This is a genomic window from Microbacterium sp. Root180 (genome assembly GCF_001428485.1).
GTDB lineage: Bacteria > Actinomycetota > Actinomycetes > Actinomycetales > Microbacteriaceae > Microbacterium.
Window position 1 is genome coordinate 422,348 of the sequence record NZ_LMHS01000001.1, and the last position, 16,732, is coordinate 439,079.

General features: G+C 73.0%; 17 protein-coding genes. 7 read left to right on the forward strand and 10 right to left on the reverse strand.

From position 1 onward, the window contains the following. Positions 1-46: 46 nt before the first annotated feature. The 6 genes from ASD93_RS01930 to ASD93_RS01955 are packed head-to-tail and all read right to left on the reverse strand — an operon-like array spanning position 47 to position 3,970. Positions 47-280: a MoaD/ThiS family protein gene (locus tag ASD93_RS01930; protein ID WP_056118034.1), complete on the reverse strand. Its 234-nt coding sequence runs from the start codon at positions 278-280 to the stop codon at positions 47-49. Further along, the gene (locus ASD93_RS01935; RefSeq protein ID WP_056118036.1) at positions 280-549 is read right to left on the reverse strand and encodes a DUF6457 domain-containing protein; all 270 of its coding nucleotides are present in this window, start codon (positions 547-549) and stop codon (positions 280-282) included. Before ASD93_RS01935 ends, ASD93_RS01930 begins: the two co-directional genes overlap by 1 nt. After that, positions 546-1,154, reverse strand: a complete 609-nt coding sequence (locus ASD93_RS01940; RefSeq protein WP_056118038.1) for a molybdenum cofactor guanylyltransferase — start codon at positions 1,152-1,154, stop codon at positions 546-548. The genes ASD93_RS01935 and ASD93_RS01940 overlap by 4 nt, the downstream gene beginning before the upstream one ends. A gap of 4 nt (positions 1,155-1,158) precedes the next feature. Then, the gene (moaC, locus tag ASD93_RS01945) at positions 1,159-1,635 is read right to left on the reverse strand and encodes a cyclic pyranopterin monophosphate synthase MoaC (RefSeq protein ID WP_056118040.1); all 477 of its coding nucleotides are present in this window, start codon (positions 1,633-1,635) and stop codon (positions 1,159-1,161) included. Next, positions 1,632-2,903: a gephyrin-like molybdotransferase Glp gene (gene glp / locus ASD93_RS01950; protein WP_235566851.1), complete on the reverse strand. Its 1,272-nt coding sequence runs from the start codon at positions 2,901-2,903 to the stop codon at positions 1,632-1,634. Before glp ends, moaC begins: the two co-directional genes overlap by 4 nt. Further along, positions 2,867-3,970 (reverse strand): ThiF family adenylyltransferase, encoded by a 1,104-nt coding sequence (locus tag ASD93_RS01955; RefSeq protein ID WP_056118042.1) that lies wholly within the window; start codon positions 3,968-3,970, stop codon positions 2,867-2,869. Before ASD93_RS01955 ends, glp begins: the two co-directional genes overlap by 37 nt. Positions 3,971-4,081: 111 nt before the next feature. Here ASD93_RS01955 and ASD93_RS01960 point away from each other — a divergent pair, with 111 nt between their 5' ends. The 6 genes from ASD93_RS01960 to ASD93_RS01985 all read left to right on the forward strand — a co-directional run bounded on the left by ASD93_RS01960 (position 4,082) and on the right by ASD93_RS01985 (position 9,497). After that, positions 4,082-4,474: a TOBE domain-containing protein gene (locus tag ASD93_RS01960; RefSeq protein WP_056118044.1), complete on the forward strand. Its 393-nt coding sequence runs from the start codon at positions 4,082-4,084 to the stop codon at positions 4,472-4,474. A 4-nt stretch (positions 4,475-4,478) separates the two neighbouring features. After that, a complete protein-coding gene (modA, locus tag ASD93_RS01965; RefSeq protein WP_414843692.1) occupies positions 4,479-5,282 on the forward strand; it encodes a molybdate ABC transporter substrate-binding protein in 804 nt (267 codons plus the stop codon). Beyond that, positions 5,279-6,088, forward strand: a complete 810-nt coding sequence (locus tag ASD93_RS01970; RefSeq protein WP_056118048.1) for an ABC transporter permease — start codon at positions 5,279-5,281, stop codon at positions 6,086-6,088. Before modA ends, ASD93_RS01970 begins: the two co-directional genes overlap by 4 nt. Next, positions 6,085-7,191, forward strand: a complete 1,107-nt coding sequence (locus tag ASD93_RS01975) for a sulfate/molybdate ABC transporter ATP-binding protein (protein WP_056118050.1) — start codon at positions 6,085-6,087, stop codon at positions 7,189-7,191. Before ASD93_RS01970 ends, ASD93_RS01975 begins: the two co-directional genes overlap by 4 nt. Before the next feature lie 22 nt (positions 7,192-7,213). Then, positions 7,214-7,810, forward strand: a complete 597-nt coding sequence (locus ASD93_RS01980; protein WP_056118053.1) for a GNAT family N-acetyltransferase — start codon at positions 7,214-7,216, stop codon at positions 7,808-7,810. Between the two features lie 61 nt (positions 7,811-7,871). Next, on the forward strand, positions 7,872-9,497 hold the full coding sequence (locus ASD93_RS01985; RefSeq protein WP_082569108.1) for an SDR family oxidoreductase: 1,626 nt from the start codon (positions 7,872-7,874) through the stop codon (positions 9,495-9,497). A gap of 22 nt (positions 9,498-9,519) precedes the next feature. On the opposite strand, the gene cydC is transcribed toward ASD93_RS01985, so the two are convergent. Genes cydC through ASD93_RS02005 form a run of 4 tightly spaced genes read right to left on the reverse strand, consistent with a single transcriptional unit; the run spans position 9,520 to position 15,423 of the window. Then, positions 9,520-11,208 (reverse strand): thiol reductant ABC exporter subunit CydC, encoded by a 1,689-nt coding sequence (gene cydC, locus ASD93_RS01990; RefSeq protein WP_056118055.1) that lies wholly within the window; start codon positions 11,206-11,208, stop codon positions 9,520-9,522. Then, positions 11,205-12,878 carry a thiol reductant ABC exporter subunit CydD gene (gene cydD, locus ASD93_RS01995; protein ID WP_056118058.1) on the reverse strand — a complete coding sequence of 558 codons (1,674 nt, stop codon included), beginning with the start codon at positions 12,876-12,878 and terminating at the stop codon, positions 11,205-11,207. Before cydD ends, cydC begins: the two co-directional genes overlap by 4 nt. Before the next feature lie 58 nt (positions 12,879-12,936). Continuing rightward, positions 12,937-13,968 carry a cytochrome d ubiquinol oxidase subunit II gene (cydB, locus tag ASD93_RS02000; protein ID WP_056118060.1) on the reverse strand — a complete coding sequence of 344 codons (1,032 nt, stop codon included), beginning with the start codon at positions 13,966-13,968 and terminating at the stop codon, positions 12,937-12,939. A gap of 9 nt (positions 13,969-13,977) precedes the next feature. After that, the gene (locus tag ASD93_RS02005; RefSeq protein ID WP_056118062.1) at positions 13,978-15,423 is read right to left on the reverse strand and encodes a cytochrome ubiquinol oxidase subunit I; all 1,446 of its coding nucleotides are present in this window, start codon (positions 15,421-15,423) and stop codon (positions 13,978-13,980) included. A gap of 258 nt (positions 15,424-15,681) precedes the next feature. Between ASD93_RS02005 and moaA the strand changes: the two genes are divergently transcribed. Continuing rightward, positions 15,682-16,731 carry a GTP 3',8-cyclase MoaA gene (moaA, locus tag ASD93_RS02010; protein ID WP_082569157.1) on the forward strand — a complete coding sequence of 350 codons (1,050 nt, stop codon included), beginning with the start codon at positions 15,682-15,684 and terminating at the stop codon, positions 16,729-16,731. Position 16,732 lies beyond the last annotated feature (1 nt).

The following is a 16,732-nucleotide window of genomic DNA, read 5'->3' on the forward strand; positions in this document are numbered from 1 at the left end:
AGCTGCACCACGGTCGCCGGTGGGGCCGTTGCCGACGTTGTGCTCGTCAGCCGCCTGCGAAGGGCGGCAGGACGTCGACGAGGTCGTCGTCGCCCAGTGCCGTGTCGTCTCCGACGCGTGAGCCGCCGACCAGCACGGCGCAGCGGGGCAGGATGCCGCCGAGCCCCGGGTGATCGGCCGCGAGCGATCGCCGGAGCTCGCCGAGGGTGGTCTCGGCGCGCTGCTCGGTGTCGCGCCCGGCGGCGTCCTGGGCTGCGGCGAAGTAGCGGACGACCGCCACTACGCGTCCCACGCCTCGGCGAGAGCCGCCACCGCGGCCAGGGCCGCGCGGATCTCTGCGGGGTCGGTGCCGGCGCGCCCGGCGACCAGTCCGGCGACGAATGCGCCGAGCGGGGCGGCAGGGCGCGCGACCCCGTTCGCGACATCGCGCGTGAGGTCGAGCACCGCGGCCACGGGAACGTCATCTTCGGCGAGCCCGAATCGCTCGCGCAGCGTCGCGGCCCACGCGTCGAGCGCCTCGGGCGGAAGGGTTCGGGACGGATCGCTCATGACGCCTCCTCGTGCGCGGCGCGGGCGCGCGCCTCTTCCAGATCCTCCCACGTGTCCACGTCGCGCGTGAGGTCGCCGGGAGCCGCCACGACGGCGATCGCAAGGTCGGCGAGGAGGGCGCGGACCGGCGCATCGCGCCCGCCGTCGGGGAGAGCGGATGCCGCGTTCCGCAGCGAGCTCGTGCGGTAGAGGCCGGTGAGCCACTGCGGCCGGCTGGCCGCGTCGCCGAGGCAGATGCCGTCGGTATCGGCCGGCAGCAGCAGCAGGTCGGCGACCAGGCGCCTGACGGCCGGGCCCGCCGCCGGCAGGTCGCACGCGAGCAGGAGCGTCCATTCCGGATCGGCGCCCTGCGGCCAGGCGTCGAGCGCGGTCACCACGGCGGCCGCCGGTCCGCCGTACGGCGGGTCCTCCTGCACCCACTCGACGGCCAGCGCGGGGTCGAGGACCGGCGCCACCACGGTGATCGGGCGGGCTCCGGCATCCGTCGCCGCAGACACCGCTGCGGCGAGCAGGGTCGTGCCGCCCACCTCGAACAGGGGCTTGGCCGCACCGTCCACGCGCGAGGCGCGCCCGCCGGCGAGCAGGATCGCCCCGAGGTCGGCCACGCGGTCAGTCCTCGTCGGCGCGCACCCAGTCGCCGCTCTTGCCGCCGGTCTTCGCCACGAGGCGCACACGCTCGATCGAGGTGGACTTGTCGAGCGCCTTCACCATGTCGACCACGGCCAGCGCGGCGACCGAGACGGCGGTGAGCGCCTCCATCTCGACGCCGGTGCGGTCGGCTGTGCGCACGGTCGCCTCGACGGCGACCCCGTCGTCCTCGACCTCGAGGTCGACGACCGCGCCGTGCACGCCGATGACGTGAGCGAGGGGGAGGAGGTCGGGCGTGCGCTTGGCCGCCTGGATGCCGGCGATCCGGGCCACCGCGAGGACGTCGCCCTTGGGCACCGTGCCGTCCCGCAGGGCCGCGACGACCTCGGGGGAGCAGCGCACGAATCCGCGGGCCGTGGCCGAGCGCACCGTCGGCTGCTTCTGCGTGACGTCGACCATGCGCGCTCGGCCGGCATCGTCGAGGTGCGTGAAGCTCATGTGATCAGCATGACATCGACCGGGTCTCCTGCCGCCACCGCGGCGACGTCGGCGGGCACGACCGCGTACGCCTCGGCGCGCCCGAGGCCGCCCGCGAGATGCGATCCGCCACCCGTCGCGGGAACCGCGCGCCAGGCCGACGGGTCGCCGCGGTCGATCGTGACGGGCAGGTACTGGGTGCGGCCGGGCGGAGTGCGCCACCCGGTCGCCGCGGGCATCCGCAGCACGGGGCGCGAGAGCGGGGAGCGGTCCTGCATCCGCAGCAGCGCCGGGCGCGCGAACACCTCGAACGAGACGGCCGCGCTCACCGGGTTGCCCGGCAGCCCGAACAGGAGCGTGCCGGCGGGGGTGCGGCCGAAGCCCTGCGGCTTGCCCGGCTGCATGCGCAGCTTCGTGAACGCCATCACGTCGCCGAGGGTGCCCTTGACGACCTCGTAGGCGCCGGCGCTCACCCCGCCGGAGAACACGACGACGTCGGCGCCGAGCAGTTCCGCGGCCGCCACGGCCTCGCGCGGACCGTCGCCGTCGTCGCTCACGCTCAGGCGCAGGACGACCTCCGCTCCGGCCTCGGCAGCGAGCCCGGCGAGGAGCTCGCTGTTGGACTCGGGGATCTGGCCGCGCTCCAGCGGCGTGCCGGGGGCGACGAGCTCCGATCCGGTGGAGACGACGGCGACGCGCGGCATCCGGCTCACCACCACGTCGGCGACGCCGGCCGCGGCGATCGCGGCGAGCTGGAGCGGGCCGAGCAGCGTGCCCGCGGGCAGCAGCTCGTCGCCCGCTCGGGCGTCGTCGCCGCGGCGGCGCACGTGGATGCCGGGGGCGCGCGGCGCGCGCAGCACCTCGACGCGCACGAGCGAATCGGCCAGGCCGCCGGCGGTGTCCTCGAACGGCACGATCGCCGTCGCGTCGGACGGCACGGGGGAGCCGGTCATGATGCGTGCCGCCTCGCCCGGACCGAGAGCGGGGTCGAGCTTCGTCCCCGCGGGAAGGTCCGCGACGACCGTCAGCGTCACGGGAGAGTCTGCTGCGGCATCCGCCACGTCCGCGAAGCGCACGGCGAAGCCGTCCATCGCGGAATTGTCGAAGACGGGAATGTCGACGGCCGCCCTCACGGCTTCGCGGAGAGTGCGCCCGCGCGCCGCGGCGACCGGCACGGTCACGGCGTCGACGAGCACTGTCGCGGCCAGCACCGTCGCGAGATGGTCCTCGATCGAGACGAGGCCGTCGGCCGTCACGCGTGCGACCGTTCGCGCGGTGCCGAGGCCCACGCGTCCATGCCTCCGGCGAGGACGGATGCCTCGATCCCCGCAATCCGCAGGGCTCGGGCCGCGCGCTCCGCGCGCACGCCGACCTTGCAGACCACGACGATCGGGCCTTCGCCGGCGATCGCCGGGTCCGCGAGCACGCGGGCGAGCGGGACCTCGACGACGCCCGGCAGCACGCCGGTCGCGGTCTCGTACGGCTCCCGCACGTCGAGCAGGGTCGCTCCCGAGGCCTGCGCGGCGATCGCCGCGTCGAGGTCGAGCTGGGGAACGGGATCGTCGCCGGCGGGAACGGGCGAGGGCGCGCGGGCCGGGAGCAGTGGGACCTCGTCGGTGCGCCCGCGCAGCGCGTCGATCACGATGACGCGGCCGAGCAGCGGCTCGCCGATCCCGGTCACGAGCTTCACTGCCTCCGTCGCGAGCACCCCGCCGACCTGCAGGCACAGCGGGCCGAGGACGCCGACCTGCTCGCACGAGGGAACGTCGCCGACGGATTCGGGCGGGTACAGATCCGACAGTCGCACCGCGGGATAGCCGGCCGGCGGCGCCGACCAGAAGACCGTCGCCTGAGCGTGGAACTCCTGGACGACGCCCCACACGAGCGGGACGCCCAGCCGCTCGCAGGCGTCGGCGACCGCGGCGCGCGTGTCGAACGTGTCGGTCCCGTCGACGACGACGTGCGCTGCGGCGAGCAGCTCGGTCGCGTTGTCGCGGGTCAGCCGTGCGCGGACGGTGTGCACGACGGTGTGCGGCGCGAGGTCCTGGGCGACGCGCCGGGCGGAGTCGACCTTGGGGCGTCCGACATCGGCGAAGCGGTGCATCACCTGGCGCTGGAGATTGGATGCCTCGACCTCGTCGTCGTCGATCACGGTGAGCGTGCCGACGCCGGCCGCGGCGAGGGCCAGGACGGTCGGTGAGCCGAGGCCGCCGGCCCCGATGATCGCGACGTGGGCGCCGGCGAGCCTGCGCTGAGCCGTCTCGCCGAAGCCGGCGAGGCGGGCGTGCCGCGCCGTCCGCGCGACCTCGTCGTCGGTGAGGGCCGCGACGGGCTCGACGAGCGGGGGAATCGGCATGGGTCCAGGGTATTGCGCGGGCGTGGGGAGCGGCTCGGTCCGCTCTCCGCGTCCGCAGATGCGGAAGCCTCAGCAGGCTGTTGTCCGCGCATGCGGTGATATCGTGCGATCATGCCGAGCTACAAGATCGCCGAGGCCGCACGACTGCTCGGCGTGAGCGACGACACCGTGCGCCGATGGATCGACGCCGGTGCGCTCCCCACGACGGGGTCGACCCCCGCCGAGGTACCCGGCGACGCCCTCGCCGCGCGCGCGGTCGAGCTCGCCGCAGCGCCCGCGGGCGAAGGCGACCGGCTCTCCAGCGCGCGAAATCGCTTCGTCGGCCTGGTGACGCGCGTGCAGCGCGACGGGCTCATGGCGCAGGTCGACATCCAAGCCGGTCCGCACCGCGTGGTGTCGCTGATGTCGGCCGAGGCCGCCGACGATCTCGGACTCGCGGTGGGTTCGCTCGCCGTCGCGGTCGTGAAGGCCACCACCGTGATCGTGGAAGTGCCGAAGAGCTGACATGCTGCGACGCCCGATCCTCATGACCGCCCTGATCGCCGGCCTGCTCGCCGTCGCGGGGTGCGCGTCGGTCGGCGACGAGCCCGCGGGGCCGGTCACGCCCGGCCCCTCGGAGCCGGTGGTGACCGAGGAGCTCACCGGCGAGCTGACGATCTTCGCCGCGGCATCGCTGGGCACCGCCTTCGACGAGCTCGCGACGCAGTTCGAGGCGCGGCATCCGCAGCTCGAGGTGCTGCCGATCTCGTACGACGGATCGAGCACCCTCGCCACGCAGCTGATCGAGGGCGCGCCGGCCGATGTGTTCGCGTCAGCCGACGAGGACAACATGCAGAGGGTGGTCGACGCCGGGCTCGCGAGCGCCCCCGAGCTGTTCGCCTCGAACACGCTCGTCATCGCCGTGCCCGCCGGAAACCCGGGCGGCGTCGAATCGATCGAGGACCTCGGCGAGGACGGTCTCACCGTGGTGCTGTGTGCGCCGGAGGTCCCGTGCGGCGCCGCCTCTCGGACTCTGCTCGCCGACAACGGCGTGACGGTCTCGCCCGCGAGCCTCGAGCAGAACGTCACCGCCGTCCTCACCAAGGTCGCCGCGGGCGAAGCGGATGCCGGACTCGTCTACGCGACCGACGTGCTCGGCCGCGATGACGTCGAACCGGTCGAGGCGGCGGGCGCCGGCGAGGTCGTCAACCGCTACCCGATCGCGGCGCTCGCGGAGGCCGGGAATCCCGCGGCAGCCGCAGCATTCGTGGAGTTCGTGCTCTCGGAGAAGGGCCGCGCCGTGCTCGAGGGCTTCGGCTTCGGGCCGCCGTGAGCGCGGGCGCCGACCGCGTCGGATTCGTCCCGCGCATCCTCGCCGTCCCGGCGCTGCTCGGGCTGGCGCTGCTCGCTCTTCCCCTGACGGCCCTCGTCCTGCGCGTGGACTGGTCCACGCTGTGGAGCGACGTCACCTCGCCCGAGGCGGTGTCCGCCCTCGGGCTCTCCCTCGCCACCGGTCTGACGGCCACCGCGGTGTGCGTCGTGCTCGGCGTGCCGCTCGCCCTCCTCATCGCGCGCAGCGGCTCTCGGATGGCGGCCGTGCTCCGCGCTGTGGTCACCGTCCCGCTCGTGCTGCCTCCGATGGTCGGCGGCGTGGCGATGCTTTTCCTGTTCGGGCGCACGAGCTGGCTCGGCGGCATCCTGGCCGAGTGGGGGCTGCGCATCCCGTTCACCACGACCGCCGTCGTGCTGGCGCAGACGTTCGTCGCTCTGCCGTTCCTGGTCCTGGCGCTGGAGGGATCGCTGCGGACGACGGGCGTCGGGTACGAGCAGGCCGCCGCCGCGCTCGGCGCCGGTCGCTGGACGATCCTCGGCCGGGTCACGCTGCCGCTCGCCGCTCCGGGCCTCATCGCCGGCATCGTGCTGTGCTTCGCGCGGGCGATCGGCGAGTTCGGGGCCACCGCGCTGTTCGCCGGGAACGCCCCGGGTGTCACGCAGACCATGCCGCTCGCGATCTACACGGCCTTCAACGGCGCCGGCGTCTCGCAGGGCACCGCCGTCGCACTGTCGCTGCTCCTTCTGGTCACCGCGGTCGGCGTGCTCCTGCTCGTGCGCGCCTGGCGCCCGGAGGCGCAGCGATGACCGGGACGGGCCTCGACGCCCGCGTCGTCGTCGAGCGTCCGGCATTCCGGCTGGACGCCGAGGTGACCGCCGCGCCGGGCGAGGTGGTGGCCGTGATGGGACCGAGCGGTGCGGGGAAGTCCACCCTGCTCGGCGCCCTCGCGGGGCTCGTCGATCTCGGCGAGGGGCACATCAGGCTCGGAGACCGCGAGCTCGACCGGGCGCCGCGACCGCGGGTGCGCACGACACCGTCGCAGCGCGGGATCGTGCTGCTCGGACAGGAGCCCCGGCTCTTCCCTCACCTCACGGCCCATGAGAACATCGCGTTCGGCCTGCGGGTGCGCGGCGTCGCCAAAGCGGGTGCGCTGGGGGAGGCCGACGAGTGGCTGTGGCGGGTCGGGCTCGACGGCATGGGGGATCGGCGCCCCGCGGAGCTCTCAGGCGGGCAGCAGCAGCGCGTCGCCCTCGCCCGTGCGCTCGCGACCGCGCCGGCCGCGCTGCTCCTGGACGAACCCCTGACCTCGCTCGACACCGAGACCGCCGCCGACATCCGCGCGCTCCTGCACCACCAGCTCGCGGCCACGCACACCACGGCGATCGTCGCCACGCACGATGCGGTCGACGCGGTGTCGCTCGCCAGCAGCCTGGTCGTGCTGGAGGACGGCCGCGTCACGCAGTCCGGCCCGGTGCGCCACGTGCTCGCCTCGCCTGCGACCCGGTTCGCCGCGGCGGTGGCCGGACTCAACCGTGTCGTCGGGTCGATCCGATCGGGGCGCTGGGTGCAGGGGCCCCTCACGCTCGCGACGTCGGGCGTGGCATCCGCTGCACCTGAGGGGACCGAGGTGGCGGCCGTCTTCCGGCCGTCGTCGGTGGAGATCGCGTCCGTCGCCCCCGGTACGGGGGCCATCAGCCTGCGGGTCGAGTCCCCGTCCCGCGCCGGGGACTGGACAGCCCGGGTGACTCGGCTCGAACAGACTCCCGCCGGCGTCCGGGTGCGCACCGCCGATCCCGAGGTCGCGGTGGATGTGCCGGCAGACACCGCCCTCGAGCTCGGGCTCGCTCCCGGCGTCATCGCGCACCTGCGCCTCGCGGCGTCGGTCGTGCGATTCGTCGCGATGCCCTGAGCCGCACTCCTAGACTCATCGGGTGCGCATCCGTCCCTTCCGCCCCGGCGACGAGCCGGCGCTCGCAGAGATCTGCCTGAAGACGGCGGATGCCGGGGCAGACGGCACCGGCGTCCTCGACGACGACGACCTGTGGGCGGAGATCTTCGTGCTGCCCTACGTCGCGCGCCACCCGGACCTCGCCTTCGTCGCCGAGACCGAGGACGAGCGCGTCGTCGGCTACATCGTCGCCGCGCCGGACACCGAGGCCTTCGAGGAGTGGTTCCGCGCCGAGTGGTGGCCGCGTCACGAGGGCCGGTGGCCCCGACCGGAGTCCGAGGTCACGCGGCAGGACGGGATCGTGCTCTACGCGTACCAGCGCGGTGGGGCCGCCGACTCGTTCGGTGACGCCTATCCCGCGCACCTGCACATCGACCTCCTGCCGGAGGCGCAGGGACACGGGCTGGGAAGACGTCTGATCGACACGCTCGTGACGGAGCTCGCGCGGCAGGGCGTCGCCGGGCTCCACCTCGTCGCGTCATCAGACAACGCCGGCGCGATCGCGTTCTACCCGCGGGTGGGCTTCGCACCCCTGCCGTCGCCCGACGGAGCCCGGGCCTTCGGCATGACGCTCTCCTGACGGGTTCCCGGGTCCGCGTCAACCCCCTCTCCGGCGCCGCGGGCGGGCGTAGCCTGCCAGCATGGAGGACCTCTCGGCACCCACCGGCCACGAGCCGGAACTGGCTGCCGTCCCGCGCGAGGACGGCACCGCACCGCGCGCCCTCGTGATCGGAGCGACCGGATACATCGGCGGGCGCCTCGTGCCCCGGCTCCTCGGGGCCGGATACGACGTGCGCGTGCTGGCTCGCGATCCGGGCAGGGTCTCGGCCTTCACGTGGGGGAGCCGGGTCGAGGTCGCCGGCGGGGATGCGACGGATGCCGCCGCCGTCGCCCGTGCCGTGCGCGACGTCGATGTGCTGTTCTACCTGGTCCATTCGATGGCGGCGGGCAGGGACTTCGCCGACGCCGACCGCCGTGCCGCCGAGACGGTGGCCCGGGCCGCCTCCGACGCCGGCGTCCGCCGCATCGTCTACCTCGGCGGGCTCCACCCGTCGGGCGTCGAGCTGTCCGGCCATCTGCGCTCGCGCGTCGAGGTGGGCGAGGTGCTGCTCGGCAGCGGCGTCCCCACGCTCGTGCTGCAGGCCGGGGTCGTGATCGGCTCGGGCTCCGCGTCGTTCGAGATGGTCCGGCATCTGACCGAGGTGCTGCCCTATATGCCCGCGCCGCGCTGGGTCCGCAACCACATCCAGCCGATCGCCGTCCGCGACGTGATGCACTACCTGCTCGGGGCGGCGCGCGTGGCACCCGAGGTGAATCGCGCGGTCGACATCGGCGGACCCGACGTGCTGCGCTACGGCCAGATGATGAACGGCTACGCGGTCGAGGCAGGCCTGCACCAGCGTCCGATCGCGGCGCTGCCGGTGCTGACGCCGAGGCTCGCGTCGCTGTGGGTCAACCTCGTCACGCCGATCCCGGCATCCCTCGCCCGTCCTCTCGTCGAGTCGCTGCAGAACGAGTGCGTCATGAAGGACCGGGCGGTCGATGCGCTCATCCCGCCGCCCGCCGGCGGCCTGACGCCGTACCGGCAGGCCGTGCGGCTCGCGCTCGGCCGCGTCGCGGGCGACGCCGTCGAGACCAGCTGGGCCGACGCGGAGGTACTGGGAGTGCCGAGCGATCCGCTCCCGAGCGACCCCGACTGGTCCGGTCGCGTCGCCTTCACGGACGCCCGCACCGCGCACACGACGGCGCCGCCCGAGGCGCTGTGGCGCGTGATCGAGGGGATCGGCGGAGAGAACGGGTGGTACTCCTCACCGCTGCTGTGGGCGGTGCGCGGCTGGATGGACCGGCTCGTCGGCGGAATCGGACTCGCCCGCGGACGTCGCTCGCGCGCCCGACTCGGGGTCGGCGATGCGCTGGACTTCTGGCGCGTCGAGGCGATCGAGCCGGGGCGGATGCTGCGGCTCCGCGCCGAGATGAAGGTGCCGGGACTCGCGTGGCTGGAGCTGCGCGCCACCGCGGACGGTGCCGGATCCCGCTACGACCAGCGCGCCGTGTTCTTCCCGAAGGGCCTTGCGGGGCGCCTCTACTGGTTCGCTGTCCTGCCCTTCCACGGCTTCATCTTCGCCGGGATGGCGACCCGCATCGCGGCGGCGGCGCAGGCATCGACGCCGGGTGCCGCCGGGCCGGCCCCGTCGGTCGAGCAGGTCGATCCGTCAGCGGTCCCCGGCGGGACGGCCGAGGCGCTCGCGGCCGACACGGCTCCGTGAGGTCTCGGCGCTCGGGCTGCCCTCAGGAGTGCACGCGGCCCGCCGCGATGCGCACGACACGGTCCACGAGGCATTCCGGCACGGCGACGTGGGAGATCAGCACGACGGCTTGATCGGGTTCGACGGCGCCGAGCAGGTCGGCGAGGAGGGCATCGGATGCCTCGGGGTCGACGCCCGCGGTCGGCTCGTCGAGCACGAGCACCGGGAAGCCCCGGAGCAGGCCGCGTGCCAGAGCGATGCGCTGCGCCTGGCCGCCCGACACGAGCGATCCGCGCTCGCCGACGCGCGCGTCGAGTCCGCCGCGGGCGCGCAGCCAGTCGCCGAGGCCGACGCGACCGAGGATCGCCTCCAGCTCGGCGTCGGTGGCCGATTCGCGGGCGAACAGCAGGTTCTGCCGGATGTCCTCGTCGAACAGCATCGGATGCTGCTCGCACAGCCCGACGGTCAGGCGCACGTCGTCGCCGGCGAGGTCGTGCGCGGAACGCCCGCCGATCTCGTACACCCCGTCCACCTCGAGGAATCGCACGAGCGCATGGGCGAGAGTGGTCTTGCCGGCGCCGCTCGGACCGATGACGAGCACGCGCTCGCCGGGGCGGATGTCGAGATCGACGTCGTGCAGGCCCGCGTCTTCATCTCCCGGCCAGCGGACGGAGGCTCCCCGCAGCCGCAGCCGCACGCCGTCGCCGAGTGCCGGAGCCTCGCCGGTCGCCCTCACGGTCTCCTCGACGAGCCCGTCGGGCAGGGTGCCGGGAAGCGCGCCGGCGATGCGCTCGGCCGACGCCCTGACCTGCCGCCACGCCGCTGCCGCCATCGGTACCGCGGCGAACACCTCGAACACGGCCAGCGGAACGAGGACGGCGACGGCGAGCGACGGGCCCTCGAGCGCTCCGGATGCTGCGCCTGGGAGCGCCGCGAGGACGGCGAGGATCGATGCCGCGCCGGCCAGGAGCGACACGACGGCGGCGGTGCCGGCCTGGGCGCCCGACCGGCGCACCACCGCGCGGCGGAGCGCGGAGTCGGCGCCCGTGATCCTCGCGCGGCTCTGCTCCTCGGCCCCGTACGCGAGGAGCACGTCGAGGCTGCCGAGGTGGTCGAGCACGGCATCCGCGAGGCGCGCACGCAACGGCGCGATCTCGTGCTCCGCGCGGCCGCCCGCAGCCCAGCCCCACAGGGTGGCCGCAACCCCCGCGACGAGCAGGCACGCGAGGAGCGTGAGCGCAGCGGGCCACCACACGAACGCCACCAGCACGACCGCCCCGAGCGCGACGGTCGCCGAGGCCACCAGCGGCTGAACGACGCGCAGCGGCAGATTCTGGAGGTCGTCGACGTCGTCGACCAGGGCGCCCAGGACGGACCCACGGCGCGTGTGCGACAGGCCGTCGGGCGCGAGCGGCACCAGCCGACGCACCAGAGAGGCGCGGGTCGTGGCGAGCTGCCGGAGGGCGGCGTCGTGGCCGGTGAGGCGCTCGAGGTAGCGGAAGGACGCGCGGGACAGAGCGAAGAAGCGCACGCCGACCACGGCGGCGGACAGGTAGAGGACGGGCGGCTGTTCGCTGGCACGCACGATGAGCCACGCACTCACCGCGAGCAGAGCCACGGCCGAGGCCTCCGAAGCGAAGCCCGACGCGAGTGCCGGCCAGAACCGGCGCACTGGGGGGAGCGCGCCGCGGAGGACGTTCGACGTCGTCGCGGCGGTGCCGGGGGAGCTCATGCGGCCACCTCGCTCGGCTCGAGGCGCACGATCGCATCGGCGATCGTGCGCGCGCTCGTACGATGCGAGATCAGCAGCACGGCGGCGCCGCCGTCGGCGAGCGCGCGCACGCCGGTCCACAGGGCGGCCTCGGTGTCGGGATCGAGCGCGGAGCTCGGCTCATCGAGGGCGAGCACCGCGGCGCGGCCGCACAGGTGCCGGTAGAACGCGCGCGCCACCGCGACCCGCTGCGCCTGGCCGCCCGAGAGTCCCGCTCCCTGCACGCCCAGCTCTCTCGCCGGGTCGAGCTCGCTCGCGCAGGCGAGGTCGAGGGCGCGCTGCACGACCGTCGGATCGGGGGCGCCGTCGCCCAGGGCCACGTTCGCCGCGATCGAGCCGGTGACGAGGCCGGGGTGCTGCCCCGCCCACGCCAGCCACGCCGAAGGGGGGAGCGTCCGCACGTCTGCGCCGCCGTACGCCGCCGCGCCCTCGTAGTCCGCGGCGCCGCGGAGTGCCGCGAACAGACTCGACTTGCCCGCGCCGCTCGGCCCCTCGATGAGCACGACCGATCCGGGCGCCGCCTCGAGGTCGACGGGAGGCAGCATCCGCTCGCCGCGCCGCACGCGCACGCCGGTCAGCGTCAATACCGAACCCGGCACTGCCGCCGATACAGCGGTCGCGCCGGCCCGCGCACCGCGGGCGGCGTCGAGCACGGCGAACACGTCGTCGGTCGCCGCCACGCCCTCGGCGGCGGCATGGAACTGCACCCCCACCTGCCGCAGCGGAAGGTAGGCCTCGGGCGCGAGCAGCAGCACGAACAGTCCGACCGTGAGCGCGAGGGCGCCGTCGATGAGGCGGAATCCGATCGAGACCGCGATGATCGCCACCGAGATGCTCGCCAGGAACTCCAGCGCGAAGCCCGACAGGAACGAGATGCGCAGCACCCGCATCGTCTCGCGGCGGTATTGGCCCGTGACGTGCTCGATGGATGCCGCCGCGCGGTGCTGCCGGCCGAAGACCTTGAGCGTCGACAGGCCCTGGACGGTGTCGGCGAAGCGCGCCGCCAAGCGCTGCAGCGTGCGCCACTGCCGCTGCTGCACGGTGCGGGTGGCGAGGCCGATGAGCACCATGAAGATCGGGATGAGCGGGAGCGTCAGCAGGACCGTGAGGCCCGAGATCCAGTCCTGCCACCACATGACCGCGACGATGATCGGCGTGGCGACGACCGTCTGCACCAGCTGGGGCAGGTACCGGCCGAAGTACGCGTCGAGCGCGTCGAGCCCGCGTCCCGCCGTGACAGCCAGCTGTGCCGAATTGCGGATGCCGAGCCATTCCGGTCCGAGGACTCCGACCGCCGCGACCAGGGCGGTCCTCAGCTGCATCTGCACGCGCGCGGCCGCGCGGGCGGCGACGGCCTCGCGGGCCCAGATCAGGACCGACCGCACGGCGACCACCGCGGCGAGGGCGCCCAGCGTGACAGCGAGGTCGGGGAGCGGCATCCCGTCGATCGCGCCGGTGATCGCCCGCGTCAGCAGCCACGCGAAGGCGACGACGACGGCCGTCTGCGCGACGGCGATCGCCCCGATCGCCACGAAGAAGCCGCGGGAGGCGCCGGCGTACCGCAGCAGGCGCGGATCGACGGGCCTGCCTGACGTGCGGGGCGGCCCCGCGCTCTCCGATTCGCTGCTCACAACGTCTTCGACCCTACCGACCCCACGCCGCGCGCCCGACAGAGTCGCGCACCGGTACTCAATGGACGGTCGCGGCGGCCTTCTCGATCCGAGTCCGCGACACCCGCTTGCGGAAGATCCAGTACGTCCAGCCCTGATAGAGCAGCACGAGGGGCAGGAAGATGAGGGCCGCCCACGACATGATCGTCAGCGTGTAGTCGGTGCTCGACGCGTTCTCGATCGTGAGGCTGTTTGCGAGGTCGGTGCTCGACGGCATGACGAACGGGAAGAGCGCGAACCACAGGGCCAGCACCGCAGTGACGATCGTGGCGGCGCCGAAGCCGAACGCCCAGCCTTCGCGGCCTCGCGCGTTGGAGATCCACGATGCGATGAGCAGCACGGCGGCGACCGCCGAGAGGATCGCCGTCACCATCGCGAACTCGCGCCCTTCGCCGAACGCCATCCCGACCGTCCAGGCCAGGAACGCCGCGGCGACCACGATCGTGATGAGGCCGGCACGTCCCGCGAGCCGTCGCGCGTCCGCGGCGACCTGGCCGTCGGTCTTCAGCGCCACGAAGTACACCCCGTGCGTGAAGAACAGGAGCAGGGTCGTGAGCCCGCCGAGAAGTCCGTAGGGGTTGAGGAGCGTGACGAGCGAGCCGGTGAACTCGTGGTCTGCGTCCAGCGGCACGCCCTGCACGATGTTGGCGACCGCAACGCCCCAGAGCAGGGCGGGCACGGCCGAGCCGACGACGATCATCGTGTCGAAGCCCCTCTTCCAGCGCAGGCTGTCGCGCTGGTGCCGGTACTCGAAGGACACACCGCGCAGGATCAGCGCCAGCAGGATCAGCAGCAGCGCCAGGTAGAACCCGCTGAAGAGCGTGGCGTACCACTCCGGGAACGCCGCGAACAGGCAGGCGCCGGCGACGATGATCCACGTCTCGTTGAGGTCCCAGACGGGGCCGATGGTGTTGATGATCTGCCGGCGGCCGATGTCGTCCTTGCCGAGGAACGGCAGTGACATGCCGACGCCGAAGTCGAACCCGTCGAGCACGAAGTATCCGACGAACAGGAATCCGACGATCCAGAACCAGAGGTATGCGAGGTCCATGGCGCGCTCCTAGTAGACCGTCGTCGGAGTGTCGGCGACCGCGAGCTCGCCCGGGTCGGGATCGTCGGGTCCGGGCAAGGGGTCCGGCCCCTTCTTCGAGGTCTTGATGATCAGCCCGATCTCGACCACGGCCAGCGCGGCGTAGATCAGGGTGAAGGCGACGAGCGAGATCAGCACGGTCCAGCCGGGGACGCTCGGCGATACGCCGTCCTCGGTGAGCATGAGTCCGAACACGATCCAAGGCTGGCGGCCCATCTCGGTGAAGACCCAGCCGACGAGGATCGCGAACAGGGATGCCGGCCACGCCCAGATCGCGAGCTTCCACGCCCACTGCGGCACGTCGCGCTTCGCCTTCCTGCGGGTGAGCCAGAGGCCGACGACCGCGGTGAGGGCGGCAACGCCGCCGAGGCCGATCATCCAGCGGAACGACCAGTACGTGATCCACAGCACCGGAGCGAAGTTGCCGTCGACCTGGTCGGCGAACTGGGGGAACATCTCCGTCGTATAGAGCGCATTGAGGTCGTTGATCCCCTCGACGCAGCCCTGCAGCGAGTGCGTGGACAGGAAGGCGAGGAGGTACGGCACCCGGATGGAGAACAGCTCGCTCGAGCCGTCAGGTGTTCCGAGGGTGAAGATCGAGAACGAGGCATCGGCTCCGCAGGCACTGTCGAACATCGCCTCGGCGGCCGCCATCTTCATCGGCTGCGTCGACACCATGACGAGGCTGAGCTGGTCGCCCGAGAGCGCGACGCCGGCGAAGGCGACGATCATGCCCCACAGCCCGTACTTGAGGGACGAGCGCATCATCGCGATGTTCTGCCCGCGGGCGAGCTGCCAGGCCGAGATCGAGATGATGACGCCGGCCGTCATCATGAAGGCAGCGAACAGGGTGTGGGGGAGGGCGGCCAGGGCGACGGGGTTGGTGAGCACCGCGAGGAAGTCGGTCATCTCGGCGCGGGAGCCGTCCTCGGCCATCTTGTAGCCGACGGGGTTCTGCATGAAGGCGTTCGCGGCGAGGATGAAGTACGCCGAGAACCAGGCGCCGATCGTCGCGATCCAGATGCTCGCGAGGTGCAGCGCCTTGGGCAGGCGATCCCAGCCGAAGATCCACAGGCCGATGAAGGTCGCCTCGAAGAAGAAGGCCATGAGCCCTTCGAAGGCCAGCGGGGCGCCGAACACGTCGCCGACGAATCTCGAGTACGCAGACCAGTTCATGCCGAACTGGAACTCCTGCACGATGCCCGTGACCACACCCATGGCGAAGTTGATCAGGAAGATCTTGCCGAAGAAGCGGGTCAGGTGCAGCCACTTGACGTTGCCCGTGCGGAACCAGGCCGTCTGGAAGATCGACACTGTGAGCGCCATGCCGAGTGTGAGTGGCACGAAGAGGAAGTGGTACAGCGTCGTGAGGCCGAACTGCCAGCGCGCCAGCAGCAGGGGGTCCAGCAGATCCACGATGCGTTCTCCGATCGCTCGAGCCGATCATGTGGTCTGACCACACTAGCATGTGGTCTGACCACACGGGAGTCCGCCCTGCGAGCGGTCCCTCCGATCCACAGCTTCCCAGGGGACGCCCGCGGACGCACCTGGTCGCGGCCGTGAATAACCGCGCGGCGGGGCCACAGCCTCGCCGCGCGGCTAACCTCGAAGCATGACGAATCGGGTCCGGAGGGCGTCGGCGTGACGGCGATCCCGGTGACGATCGCGCCGCGGATGCCTCGCACCGCCGCGGCGGATCCCGGCGCGTCGCGGCCCGGCGACCCGCTCGTCGACACGCACGGCCGGGTCCACCGCGACCTGCGCATCTCGCTCACCGACCGCTGCTCGCTGCGCTGCACCTACTGCATGCCCGAGCAGGGCAACGAGTGGCTCGCGAAGTCGAGCATCCTGACCGTCGACGAGATCGTCGACATCGCGCGCATCGCCGCGGCGGATGGCATCGCGACCTTCCGGCTCACCGGCGGGGAGCCCTTGCTGCGCGCTGACATCGTCGACGTCGTGGGCCGGCTGGCCGCGCTTCGCACACCCGAGGGCCGGCCGGTCGACATCGCGATGACGACCAACGGGATCCGGCTGCGCGAGCTCCTGCCCGGCCTGGCGGCTGCGGGCCTGCGCCGCCTCAACATCTCGATCGACACGTTGCGGCGCGACCGGTTCCGCGACCTCACCCGACGCGACCGGCTCGACGACGTGCTCGACGGGATCGCGGCGGCCGCGGCATCCGGTCTGCGACCGCTCAAGCTCAACGCGGTGGCCATGCGCGGCGTCAACGACGACGAGCTGGTCGACCTCACGGAGTTCGCGATCTCGCACGGCGCGCAGATGCGGTTCATCGAGCAGATGCCGCTCGACGCCGGTCACACGTGGGACCGCACGAGCATGGTGACGCAGGACGAGATCCTCGCGGCGCTCTCGGCACGCTGGAGCCTCACACCCGTTCCCGGTCGCGCCGGCGCGCCTGCCGCGCGCTGGTACCTCGACGGCGGGCCTCACACCGTCGGCGTGATCGCATCGGTCACGGCGCCGTTCTGCGGCGACTGCGACCGGCTGCGCCTCACGGCCGACGGGCAGTTGCGCAACTGTCTCTTCTCGGCCACCGAGTACGACCTGCTGCCCATCCTGCGCGGAGCCGCCGATGACGCGCGCGACCAGGCGGTCGATCGGATGCTCCGCTCCTGCGTGCACGGCAAGCTCCCCGGTCACGCGATCAACGACCCGGCGTTCCTGCAGCCCGCCCGCGGCATGAACGCGATCGGCGGCTGAC

Bases quoted from the DNA above. Each gene is read 5' to 3' on its own strand.
- ASD93_RS01935 (WP_056118036.1), bottom strand. From the start codon at position 549: ATGAGCGATCCGTCCCGAACCCTTCCGCCCGAGGCGCTCGACGCGTGG.
- moaC (WP_056118040.1), bottom strand. From the start codon at position 1,635: ATGAGCTTCACGCACCTCGACGATGCCGGCCGAGCGCGCATGGTCGAC.
- ASD93_RS01955 (WP_056118042.1), bottom strand. From the start codon at position 3,970: ATGCCGATTCCCCCGCTCGTCGAGCCCGTCGCGGCCCTCACCGACGAC.
- ASD93_RS01960 (WP_056118044.1), top strand. From the start codon at position 4,082: ATGCCGAGCTACAAGATCGCCGAGGCCGCACGACTGCTCGGCGTGAGC.
- ASD93_RS01975 (WP_056118050.1), top strand. From the start codon at position 6,085: ATGACCGGGACGGGCCTCGACGCCCGCGTCGTCGTCGAGCGTCCGGCA.
- ASD93_RS01985 (WP_082569108.1), top strand. From the start codon at position 7,872: ATGGAGGACCTCTCGGCACCCACCGGCCACGAGCCGGAACTGGCTGCC.
- cydC (WP_056118055.1), bottom strand. From the start codon at position 11,208: ATGAGCTCCCCCGGCACCGCCGCGACGACGTCGAACGTCCTCCGCGGC.
- cydB (WP_056118060.1), bottom strand. From the start codon at position 13,968: ATGGACCTCGCATACCTCTGGTTCTGGATCGTCGGATTCCTGTTCGTC.
- moaA (WP_082569157.1), top strand. From the start codon at position 15,682: ATGCCTCGCACCGCCGCGGCGGATCCCGGCGCGTCGCGGCCCGGCGAC.